Source organism: Lachnospira intestinalis (assembly GCF_040095895.1).
In the GTDB taxonomy this organism is placed as follows: domain Bacteria; phylum Bacillota; class Clostridia; order Lachnospirales; family Lachnospiraceae; genus Lachnospira; species Lachnospira intestinalis.
In genome coordinates, this window is the sequence record NZ_JBBMFS010000013.1 from 58,803 (window position 1) to 70,149 (window position 11,347).

Consider the following 11,347-nt stretch of genomic DNA (forward strand, 5'->3'; position numbering starts at 1 on the left):
AAAAGGAGGTTACACATATTGGAGGCAAAGGACTTTTCAGCAGTAACGCCAGAGATTGAAGCTCTGGCAGCAAAATCAAGGGAGAATAACAGAATTGATATTTCTCTGTATGACAAATACGAGGTAAAGAGGGGACTTCGCGATCTGAACGGTAAGGGCGTATTAACCGGACTGACAGAGATTTCGGAAGTCAAGGCATCGGAGGTGGATGAAAATGGCGTGTCCCATCCGTGCGACGGTAAGCTTTATTACAGAGGACACGATGTAGAAAAGCTGATTGAAGGATTTACAAAGGATAAACGCTTTGGATTTGAAGAAGTGACGTATCTGCTGCTTTTCGGTGAACTGCCGGATAAGAAGCAGCTGGCGGATTTTAATGAACTTTTAGGCAATTACAGATGTATTCCGCCGAATTTTGTACGGGATATCATCATGAAAAAGCCAAGCCGCGATATTATGAATGCGGTGGCACGAAGCGTACTCATGCTTTATGCATATGATGATAAGGCAGACGATACCAGTGTGCCGAATGTTGTCAGACAGTCATTACAGCTGATTTCGGAACTGCCGCTTCTGGCAGTATACAGCTATCAGGCATACCGGCATTTTCATGTGGGCGGCAGTCTGATTATCCACGAACCGAACCCGAAGCTTTCAACTGCGGAAAATATTCTGCATTTATTAAGGACGGACGGCAAATATACATCGTTAGAAGCAGAGATTCTGGATATTGCACTGGTACTGCATGCAGAACACGGCGGCGGTAATAACTCTACATTTACAAACCACGTTGTAACATCATCCGGAACAGATACGTATTCAACGGTTGTATCTTCACTGGCATCCTTAAAAGGTCCTCGTCACGGCGGTGCAAATATCAAGGTCAGCCAGATGTTTGAAGATATCAAAGCCCATGTAAAAGACTGGGATAATGAAGAAGAACTCACCGCATATTTAGATGACATTCTTCATAAAAAAGCATTTGACCATACCGGACTGGTATATGGAATGGGACATGCGGTTTATTCTTTATCCGACCCTAGAGCGAGAGTGTTCAAGGGCTTCGTAGAAGAACTTTCTGTAGCAAAGAACAGAGAGAAAGAGTTTAAACTCATGTCTGATGTTGAACGGATTGCGGCAGAATTAATTGCAAAGGAACGCAAAATCTATAAGGGCGTCAGCGCCAATGTCGATTTTTACAGCGGTTTTGTATACAGTATGCTGGGACTTCCGCAGGAACTTTTTACACCGATATTTGCAGTGGCAAGAATTTCAGGATGGAGTGCGCACAGAATTGAAGAATTAATTAATTGTGGCAAGATTATCCGTCCGGCATACCGCAATGTCTGTGACCATAAAGAATATGTACCGTTAGACCAGCGGTAGTAAAAAGCACGTTATCTCCTTTAAAATGCAGATTGCATACAGGCAGGTAACGTGCTATATTTATATAGATAAAGACTTAGAAGCTGCCTTTTTTGGTAGATAGGAGGATTGTTGTGAATATTGTAGTATTAGCTGGCGGAACCAGTACGGAAAGAGATGTTTCCATTATGACAAGTATGATGGTGTGCGGTTCGTTAAGAAGAAACGGACATCATGCCAATATGATAGATGTATTTACAGGTTCGGGGAAATATAAGCACAGCAGTGAATTTTTCCAGGAAGACAATGATTTAAAAAAGCTGGCAGACAGCATGAAAGAACAGTCAGCCGGTATTGCAAAGCTGGTTGAAGAAAGAGAACGCATCGGCGGCGGATTTTTCGGACCGGGTGTACTCGAACTGTGTCAGGCAGCAGATATCGTTTATATCGGACTGCACGGTGCGAACGGCGAAGACGGTAAGATTCAGGCTGCGTTTGATTTGATGGGTATTAAATATACAGGAACAGGATACTTAAGCAGCGCCATTTCCATGAGCAAGGAACTGACTAAAAAGGTACTGGTATCCGAAGGTGTTCCGATGCCAAAGGGCATTTCTTTAAAGAAAGGACATAAGATAGAATATGTTCCGTATCCGTGTGTTGTAAAGCCGTGCTGCGGCGGTTCAAGTGTAGGTGTATCCATTGCAAATAACGAAGAAGAATTCCGTGCCGCAGTGGAAGAAGCTTTCCGCTATGAAGATAACATTTTGGTTGAAGAATATGTAAAGGGCAGGGAATTTTCAGTAGCGGTTCTTGACGGAGAAGCACTGCCGGTTATTGAAATTGAACCGTTAGAAGGCTTTTATGACTACAAGAATAAGTACAATGGCGCAACAAAGGAAACGTGTCCGGCAAATCTTCCGGCAGATGTAGCGCAGAAAATGCAGCGCTGGGCAGTTAAAGCGTGTCAGGCAGTCGGTATTGAAACATGTGGCAGAGTGGATATGCTGTTAAATGAAGACGAAGACATTTTCTGTCTGGAAATCAACACGCTTCCGGGCATGACAGAAACCAGTCTGATTCCGCAGGAAGCGGCAGCAGTCGGCATGTCTTATGATCAGCTGACACAAAAAATTGTAGAAATCTCTATGAATAAATATAATAAATAGTGCAGGAGAGTACCATGAAGGGAATGACTTTGGAAGCTGTTGCAAAAGCCTGTGATGGAATATATCATGGCAGTGACGGCGACAAAATAAAAGAAGTTTCAGCTATTACAACAGACAGCAGGCAGATACAGCCACAGGGAATGTTTATTGCGATTAAGGGTGCAAGAAGTGACGGGCATGCTTATATTGATTCCTGTTATGATAAAGGAGCGCTCTGCTGTATTTCCGAGCAGGAGCTTCCGGGAGAGAAAAGACCGTACATTCAGGTAGAATCCTCACTTCAGGCATTAAAAGACATTGCGCAGTTATACCGCGCCAATCTGGATATCAAAGTGGTCGGTATTACGGGAAGTGTCGGAAAGACCAGTACAAAGGAAACGATTGCAGCAGTTCTTTCACAGAAGTACAAAGTATTAAAGACACAGGGCAACTTCAATAATGAAATCGGACTGCCGCTTACCATTTTCAGACTGACGGAGGAAGATGAAATCGCTGTTTTGGAAATGGGTATCAGTGATTTCGGTGAAATGACCCGTCTGACAAAAATTGCACAGCCGGACATTTGTGTCATTACCAATATCGGCTTGTGTCATTTGGAAAATTTAAAGAGCCGTGACGGCATTTTAAAGGCAAAAACAGAGATTTTTAAATCCATGAATCCGGATGGCACGGTTATTTTAAACGGAGATGACGATAAGCTCATTACAATCTCAGAAGTTTACGGCAAAAAGCCGGTATTTTTCGGTATTAAAAATACAGCGGGAATCTATGCGGATCATATTGAAAATTTAGGACTGGAAGGCGTCCGCTGCCGGATTCATATGGCAGCAGATAATGCTGTTCAGACGGAGAATCAGACTGAAAATGCGGCAGAAGATTTTACTGTGCAGATTCCGGTTGCGGGAGAGCATATGGTGTATAATGCCATGGCAGCAGCGGCAGTCGGTGAGGCACTCGGACTGACCGCAGAGCAGATAAAAACAGGCATTGAGGGCATGGAAACGATTGCCGGACGAAATCATATTATCCGGGAAAACGGATTTCTGATTTTAGATGACTGCTATAATGCCAATCCGGTTTCTATGAAAGCGTCTGTTGATGTGCTGGATACGGCAAAGGGGCGCAAGGTCTGCATTTTAGGTGATATGTTTGAACTGGGTGAAAATGAAAAGCAGCTCCACTACGAAGTCGGCAGTTATCTGGCACAAAAGCAGATGGATGTTTTGCTGACGGTAGGTGCGCTGTCAACGTCGATTGCGCAGGGTGCCAAAGATTACCGGAAGAATCATGCCGGTGCGTATCCATGCAGTGTGCATACATTTACAACAAAAGAGGAACTTATTGCACAATTGCCTGCACTTTTAAAGCAGGGGGACAATATTTTGGTAAAAGCATCCCATGCAATGGAATTTCCAAAGGTGATTGAAGCAATTACAGAAATGACACAGGAATAATTGATTATTTGTGTTGCGGGCATGACAAAAAACTCTTATCGCAGAAGGAAATTAAATTCAATCTGAGATTCTTTTGATATTGTAATGCCTGCGGATTGGAGGAAGAACACATGAAAAAAATGAAAAAATTAAGCGCGCTGATGCTCGTATTGGTATTATCTTTATCCTTTGTGGCATGCGGCGGCAGCAAATCCATTACAGGTACATGGACTGTAGACGGAACGGATGCCGATATTTCAAAGCTTGAATTAAAGGACGACGGAACGGGAAGTATCAGCCTTGGTGACAGCATTTCTTTAAATATTACGTATACGACAGAAAAAGATAAGCTGACAATTACCATGTCTTATCTGGGACAGACAGAATCCGATGAGTATACATATACGTTAAAGAAGGGCAAGCTGACATTAACAGACAGCAGCCAGACACAGATTACATTTGTAAAGCAGTAAATAAAAAAGATACCGGGTATATCACACAGATGTTTACTTTCGAGTAAAAGCAAACATCTGTGATGGCAGATGAGAAATCGCATGCGCGAATTTCTCATCGCCTCTTCGCAACAAGTTGCTCAGAAATGAGAAGCAGCAGGATTTTATATACCGGGTATCTTTTTAGTTATTGGAATTTTTAAATATTTTTTATATTAGGGGTTTACAAAATCTATTTTATATGGTATTCTTAATTACGTAATAGATATCTATTATATTTATTTTATTTTATTCGGATAAATTCTAGTTTTAAGTCATTCCAAAGGGATACATTCCCAGTCGGAAAATTATCACATTTTAACAACTCAGAAGAAAGAGAGGTTTTTTAGATGCACGATATTATTGAACATTACGGGAAGGTCATTGTGGCGCTTGCAGGAGTTCTTGCGGCTGTTTTGCTGACGGTTGCGGTTGTAAAGATTGTGAATACCAAGACGACAACGGCGGTAGATAACATTTCTTATGAACAGCAGATTCAGGATGCCATCAGCGGAGAGGGGAGTAAAGAATAGGGATTGGAAAAAGAACAGGGATTAAAAGGATACATCCGGCAGAATCGTGCAGAACTGTTTCGGGAAATAGAAGATCTGATACAGAATGAAGATGTTACGGATATTGAGTGGGACGGTTATTATCTGTGGGTTACAGATTTAAAGAAAGGCTGTTACTGCCATAATATCCGGTTAAATGAGGAATATGTGGATAATCTTGCAATCCGGCTTGCCAATATTATGAAAGTGCCGTTTAACAGGGCATATCCGATATTGGAGGCCAATACGGAAGATTTGCGCATATCCATCTGGCATGAATCCCGCTGTACCAAAAAGAGTATGGCAATCCGTAAAATCCCGACAAGGCTGAGATTCCGCCATCAGGATATTGTACAGGCTGGTTATGCGCCGGAGACGCTGATTAATCTGCTTGAAAATTGTGTGACTGCACACTGCAATATTGTGATTGGCGGGCAGCCGCACGCCGGAAAGACGGAATTGCTCAAATATTTGTCCACATTTATTCCGGCAAATGAAAAGGTCGGTGTGTATGAAGACAATCAGGAAATCCATTACCGTAAAATTAATCCGGGGAAAAAATGTGCGGAGTTTTTTGTGGATGAGAAGTTTTCATATTCACAGATTATCAGAGCGGGACTGCGGCATAATATTGACTGGACACTTTTGTCGGAGTCGAGAGGACCGGAGGTGCTGGATTTGTTAAACAGCCTGTCAACGGGGGCAAGCTGTATGACAACGATACATCTGGACGACGTGCGGGGGCTGCCGGACAGAATGTATAATATGCTGGGCTCGTGTGATATTACAGAACGCTTCATCAATAACATTTACAAATATATTGATGTCGGGGTGCTGGTTGAGTGCGATGCAAAGGAAAGGCGGCGGATTACACAGATGGCATTTTACGACAATGAGGGCGGCAGGAATACCTGTACGGTGTTATATGACAGAGAAGGGAAAACACCGCAGCAGATACCGGAAGCCTATCAGCGCCGTTTTCTGCGGTATGGGATTGAGAATCCGTATCAGACAGCATGAGTTTTTGTGCAAGAGGGGAATAATCATGGGAGGAAGCATGAAAAAAATTAAATATAGAAATGTAAGGCAGTATTTTTCTTATCGGAGAATACAGCAGAAAGCAGGGGAGAGCGGAGCTGCCTGTACACCACAGGGGTATGCAGGCATATTTGGGGCAGTAATGGTCATAACCGTCCTTACAGGGTGGTTTTACAGATTACAGCCGATATGGATTTTTATGGTGATGGCAGCGGGAATACTTTGTATTCCCGCGGTGACCGCCGCGTATTTTTCAGGGAAAGAAAAGAAAAAGAAATTTCACGATGTGGATGTATATATTCATCAGATGATTTATTCATTTGAACGACAGCCCAAAATTCTTACGGCACTTGAAGATACACTGAAAGTCACGGATCATAAAATGAAAAATTGTATCATTGCGGCAATACAGGAAATGCAGTATGGGACAACAAAAGATGTGTATCGCATGGCACTTAAAAACATTGAAAAAGAATATGCATGTTCAAGAATTACAACACTGCATACTTTTTTAACACAGGTGGAAGAAAAAGGCGGGGAGTATAAAAGTTTACTGGAAATACTGCGGTGCGATGCAGACCACTGGGTAAAACGGGTATATCAGTTTCAGGAGGAAATAAGACGCATAAAACAGACAACGGCAATCGGAGTAGTACTGAGTTTTCTGATGGCATCGGTATCTGTGCTGGTTACATATATCTGTGAAAATACATCTGAAATCAGGCTGGATATTACACATGAACCGCTATATCAGGTGGTCTCCTGTACATTTTTAATTTTATGTATGATGTATTACACTTATATGCAGATCCGGCATGACTGTGACTGGCTGGTTAAACAGCGCAGTGATAAGGCGGCAGAAAGAGATTATCAAATGGCATTTCATACCGACTTAAAGAAACTTCACCGCAGTCTGATACCGATTCTTGTTATAATGGCAGGCATAAGCGGCATTCTGGCATATTACGGATGGTATCTGTGGTGTGCCGTGGCGGCGGTATGCGGTATTTATTTGTGGATTGTGCCACAAATTAACCGGCAGGCGGCATTGAAGCGTTTGAAGAAAGATTTGTATTATTCATTTGCAGACTGGCTCAGGGACGTAGCACTCAACCTTTCGGAGGAATCACTTGCAATGGCAATTGAAGATACGTATGATACAGCACCGGTGATTATGAAAGAGTCGCTGGAACAGTTCATTTATGCGATTGAAGAAAATCCTTCAGATGTAACACCGTATTATTCTTTTTTAAATCAGTTTGAGGTAACGGATATCTCATCTTCGGTACGTATTTTATACTCGCTCAGCGAAAATGATGCGCAGAGTATTGATACAACCATCAAAACGCTTCTCACAAGAAATTATGAATTGATGAATCAGTATGAAACGGCAGACAATGCAGACCATATCAGTATAATGCGTTTTTCAGAATATATTCCGACTTTTTTTGTAGCAGTGAAGGTGGCAGCAGATATGATGCTAGTTATTACAAATTATTTGTAATCGTTGGGCGTGTACGCAGAAAGGGGAAAACAATGGATACAATAGTAGATTTATATGGAGATGCGGTTACTTCATTTATTTTTATGGGCGCAGTTATTGCGGTTTTCATAAAGATTTTACTCAAGGTGTGTGTATAGGAGGACGGTATGGGCGACTTGATTGCAATGGTAAAGGATGCCGTTGTGCCGCTGGCAGGATTTATGGCAGTAACGGCAATGCTGGGTGTGGTTATTGTAATGTATAAACAGACCATTATGGCAGTGATTAATACACTGCTGTACAGATAAGGTACGGGTATGAAAAATCCTTAAATGTAAGATTTTTATAAAGCTGTCTGTGCCGCAGATGTCACGGACAGCTGTTTGGGACAAAGCATTTGCGGAATGGAGATGAGTATGAAATCAATAATAGAAAGTTCGGCATATTGTATAATCCTTGTTATCATGTGTTATATGGCGATAGGGTTTATACAGATGAACATGGACGTAAACAAGGTAAATGAAGTTTCCAAATACGTGCAGGATTACATGGAAGTGTATGGAAAAAGCACCGGTGATGATGCGGCCGGGTATACACTGGATGCAGCTACATTAGACCACATTAATTCTCACGTAAGCAGATACGGCATGACGGCGGCGGTAACGTATGATACTGCAACTTCCGGGAACGTGTATTACAAGCTGGAGCTGAAATACGCATTAAAAATGCCGTTTCTGAACCTGAATGCAAATCATACATACGATGCGATTGCAAGAACGCCAAAGACGGCATAGGGAAGTGATTGGGGGAAACGTGATTTAGAAAAAGCTGAGCCGGAAAGTGTTCGTGTTTAGGGGAAAATAATGTAAGAAAACAGGAAGGGGAGAACTTCATGAGAACGGTTATAACCGGAGGAGGTTTTTTGGTTGTCACAGCGCTGTGTGTGCTGATCCACTGTTCCATCATCAGTACCAACATGAGGGACAATGAGGTAAGCAACAGCCTTGACAAGGCATCGGATTATGCAGTGGATGTCATGGGTGATATTTATCTGCGCCTTGATTACAGTCAGGGAAATACAGCAGCCTATATGCAGGAGCTGATACAGGGTTTCTGCAGGGCGGTGAATGAAAAAATCGGCACGGATGGGGAGCTGTCAGTGCAGGTTGTAAAGGCGGATATCGAAAACGGTAATTTTGACATTATCGTGACGGAAGATTACGACTATCCGTTAAGGGGCAAAAAGGGAAGCTGTTCGTATGAAAAGGCATTTTCGTTTGAGCCGTAATAACCAAAGAAGCAGATCACAATGAAGCGGTTAAGAAGCGGCGTACCATAAATGTACCTTGAAAATTTAATACTGCACGGTAATTTACCCATGGACAGGCGGCGCCTGTTCCATTATAATAAAGTATAACGCTAAAGAAGGGGAGAAAATTTTATGACAAGATTAAAAGCATTATTAAAGAAAGCAGACAAGGCGGCAGTCATCGGAATGACAGCTGCGGCAGTAGCAATGGCGGCACTGGGTGCAGGAGGGGTAAAGACTTACGCATCCGATTATTCTGTACAGAAGTATGTGGACAGCTCAAAAGAAAGCCTTATCCTTGATGGTGATACATGGCACTGCTATAAAGACGGACAGATTGACTACGAATATGACGGTATTGCATTAAATGACTATGGCTGGTGGAAGATTAATAACGGTGAAGTTGATTTTTCCTATTCAGGAATGGTGTTAAACCAGTACGGCTGGTGGTATGTCAATAACGGCGGACTGGACGGCAGTTACAGCGGCATGGGTGTAAATGAGTACGGCTGGTGGAAGTATGACAACGGAACGGTTGACTTTAACTACAGCGGCATTGCCTTAAATGACTACGGCTGGTGGAAGTTTACCAATGGTTCAGTTGATTTTAATGCAAATGGACTGGTTTTCGATGAAGCAACTAATACATGGTGGTATTTTAACGGCGGTGCGATTGATTTCGCATTTGACGGTATGGCATTAAATGACTATGGCTGGTGGAAAGTCAATAACGGTTCCGTAAACTTCGGCTTTAACGGCTTATGCAGCAACGAGTATGGCACATGGAAGTTTAATGGCGGTACGGTAGACTTTGGCTACAACGGATTTGCCGCAGACGGCGAGAATACATGGTACGTCGTAAACGGCAGGGTAGCAACAGAATACTCCGGTACGGTAGACGGTAAGGAAGTCAGAAACGGTCAGGTGATGGATACCATTGTAATTCAGGTCGTACACCATGACAGGGACAGAACGGGAGCAGTAACAGAATCCCGTGCAGATACAAGCGGACTGGTAGGATATATTGAATATCTTGCAGTACCGGTGGATAAAGACGGCAACATCACAGAGCCGGTGTATGCAAGTCACTGGAAGCCGGATGATTGGAAAGGCTTTACGTCAGGCTATATCATTACAGCAGAAGTACTTGCAGATGGAACTGGTATCCATACAAAGGAAGACCCGCAAAAAACAGACCTCAGACCATATATCAAAGATGGTGTTGTAAATCTGTATTTATCATGGTTTATGATGTAAAAATAACACAATGAAATAAGGAAAGTAATAACCGGGGCAGATGACGGATTCTGCCCCGGTTATATTTTTTCTGTCTGTCATATTTTAATGGCAGGCATAAAGCAGACAATTTTTAAGAAGGGAGAACGGAATGTTTAAAGGGAAAATAAAAATTAAAAAGAAACAGCTTCGTACAGCGGCAGTAGCTGCCATTGCGGCGGCATTGACCGCAGGGATTATCGGCACGGTAGTGACAAGTGTAAAGGCAGCGCCGCTTACATGGCAGGATATCTGCAGCCGCGGCGAAAGTGACCTGACAGCGGTGGCTACATATGATTTAAAAGCAGACTGTAAAGACTATGGCTGGAACCAGACGCTTGATGCCGGTCCGGATGGAACTATTTATACCGGCACAAACCACCATTATGACAACGTTGTAGGGAATGAACTCAGCCGTGCCATGTATGCACATAAGCTGCGTGTATCAGACGGCATGACAGTCAGCATTGTCGCGGCACAGAATGATACGGAAGATGAAGGCGGACTGACCTATATCAAGGGAAACAACTCAGGTAATAACCTTTACTTTTACTGGTCGATGGGTGAGTATGATGCTGACGGCAACGTGGTGTTTGACGGGGACTGGAGAGGTGTCAACGAATCATGGAGCATTGGACGTGAGACAAACCATGCCTCTTATGGTGCTTCCGGGTATCCGTCAGGCATTTCACAGGCAGACAGACAGCAGCGAGTGACCTATATCATGCCTGTATTCCGCTGGGCAAGGGGAAGCCTTGCAGTCGGCGGCGGCATGGAATTTGAATTTCGCATGAGTTATTTATATGACAGCTTTGAAATTATCCAGCTTGTCACAAAGCCGTTTACCTATACATTCTATGCGGACGGCGGCACATTCAGTGACGGCGGCAGTGTTAAGAGCATGGAGCGCCTTGGCATTAATAATGTCAGTGTGGTTGAAACACCGACAAGACCGGGTTATGTATTCACCGGCTGGAAGGTTACATCAGCAGGCGGCAAGCAGGCAGGAAAGGTATACGATGCCGGACAGCTTGCAACGATGCTTTCAGACAGCAAATACTATTCCTCACTGTTTGCCAATGCCACCTTTGAAGCCCAGTGGTCACACGCAGACCAGTTTGTAAGCTACATGGGAAACGGTGCTGACAATACCGGCGATTACGTTATTTCCTATAACGCAGCCCAGGGCATTGACAATAAGTACAGCGTATTCAACTTCAAAAAGACCGGATA

Annotated in this window: 12 protein-coding genes; all 12 read left to right on the forward strand. The window is 43.3% G+C overall.

Features of this window, described 5'->3' with window-relative positions; genetic code table 11:
* Positions 1 to 15 precede the first annotated feature (15 nt).
* Positions 16 to 1,386, forward strand: coding sequence for a citrate/2-methylcitrate synthase (locus WMO37_RS12875; protein ID WP_436970291.1), 1,371 nt, complete (start codon positions 16 to 18; stop codon positions 1,384 to 1,386).
* A 113-nt stretch (positions 1,387 to 1,499) separates the two neighbouring features.
* Positions 1,500 to 2,534, forward strand: coding sequence for a D-alanine--D-alanine ligase family protein (locus tag WMO37_RS12880; protein ID WP_022432540.1), 1,035 nt, complete (start codon positions 1,500 to 1,502; stop codon positions 2,532 to 2,534).
* 14 nt (positions 2,535 to 2,548) lie between these two features.
* A complete protein-coding gene (locus WMO37_RS12885; RefSeq protein ID WP_349155209.1) occupies positions 2,549 to 3,988 on the forward strand; it encodes a UDP-N-acetylmuramoyl-tripeptide--D-alanyl-D-alanine ligase in 1,440 nt (479 codons plus the stop codon).
* Positions 3,989 to 4,098: 110 nt separating this feature from the next.
* The gene (locus WMO37_RS12890; protein WP_022432538.1) at positions 4,099 to 4,440 is read left to right on the forward strand and encodes a DUF5640 domain-containing protein; all 342 of its coding nucleotides are present in this window, start codon (positions 4,099 to 4,101) and stop codon (positions 4,438 to 4,440) included.
* Between the two features lie 368 nt (positions 4,441 to 4,808).
* Complete coding sequence (locus tag WMO37_RS12895; RefSeq protein WP_022432537.1) at positions 4,809 to 4,991, forward strand: hypothetical protein; 183 nt, start codon at positions 4,809 to 4,811, stop codon at positions 4,989 to 4,991.
* A gap of 3 nt (positions 4,992 to 4,994) precedes the next feature.
* On the forward strand, positions 4,995 to 6,029 hold the full coding sequence (locus WMO37_RS12900) for an ATPase, T2SS/T4P/T4SS family (protein WP_227089182.1): 1,035 nt from the start codon (positions 4,995 to 4,997) through the stop codon (positions 6,027 to 6,029).
* 37 nt (positions 6,030 to 6,066) lie between these two features.
* Positions 6,067 to 7,551, forward strand: coding sequence for a hypothetical protein (locus WMO37_RS12905; protein ID WP_349155210.1), 1,485 nt, complete (start codon positions 6,067 to 6,069; stop codon positions 7,549 to 7,551).
* A 146-nt stretch (positions 7,552 to 7,697) separates the two neighbouring features.
* Positions 7,698 to 7,838 carry a hypothetical protein gene (locus WMO37_RS12910; RefSeq protein ID WP_022432534.1) on the forward strand — a complete coding sequence of 47 codons (141 nt, stop codon included), beginning with the start codon at positions 7,698 to 7,700 and terminating at the stop codon, positions 7,836 to 7,838.
* A 108-nt stretch (positions 7,839 to 7,946) separates the two neighbouring features.
* The gene (locus WMO37_RS12915; protein WP_349155211.1) at positions 7,947 to 8,324 is read left to right on the forward strand and encodes a hypothetical protein; all 378 of its coding nucleotides are present in this window, start codon (positions 7,947 to 7,949) and stop codon (positions 8,322 to 8,324) included.
* Between the two features lie 98 nt (positions 8,325 to 8,422).
* Complete coding sequence (locus tag WMO37_RS12920) at positions 8,423 to 8,818, forward strand: hypothetical protein (RefSeq protein WP_227089185.1); 396 nt, start codon at positions 8,423 to 8,425, stop codon at positions 8,816 to 8,818.
* A 153-nt stretch (positions 8,819 to 8,971) separates the two neighbouring features.
* A complete protein-coding gene (locus WMO37_RS12925; RefSeq protein WP_349155212.1) occupies positions 8,972 to 10,096 on the forward strand; it encodes a hypothetical protein in 1,125 nt (374 codons plus the stop codon).
* Between the two features lie 130 nt (positions 10,097 to 10,226).
* On the forward strand, positions 10,227 to 11,347 hold a 1,121-nt coding region (locus WMO37_RS12930), incomplete at its 3' end, for a hypothetical protein (RefSeq protein WP_349155213.1).

Coding starts and splice junctions, on each gene's coding strand:
- WMO37_RS12885 (WP_349155209.1), top strand. CDS start 2,549: ATGAAGGGAATGACTTTGGAAGCTGTTGCAAAAGCCTGTGATGGAATA.
- WMO37_RS12890 (WP_022432538.1), top strand. CDS start 4,099: ATGAAAAAAATGAAAAAATTAAGCGCGCTGATGCTCGTATTGGTATTA.
- WMO37_RS12895 (WP_022432537.1), top strand. CDS start 4,809: ATGCACGATATTATTGAACATTACGGGAAGGTCATTGTGGCGCTTGCA.
- WMO37_RS12905 (WP_349155210.1), top strand. CDS start 6,067: ATGAAAAAAATTAAATATAGAAATGTAAGGCAGTATTTTTCTTATCGG.
- WMO37_RS12910 (WP_022432534.1), top strand. CDS start 7,698: ATGGGCGACTTGATTGCAATGGTAAAGGATGCCGTTGTGCCGCTGGCA.
- WMO37_RS12915 (WP_349155211.1), top strand. CDS start 7,947: ATGAAATCAATAATAGAAAGTTCGGCATATTGTATAATCCTTGTTATC.
- WMO37_RS12920 (WP_227089185.1), top strand. CDS start 8,423: ATGAGAACGGTTATAACCGGAGGAGGTTTTTTGGTTGTCACAGCGCTG.
- WMO37_RS12925 (WP_349155212.1), top strand. CDS start 8,972: ATGACAAGATTAAAAGCATTATTAAAGAAAGCAGACAAGGCGGCAGTC.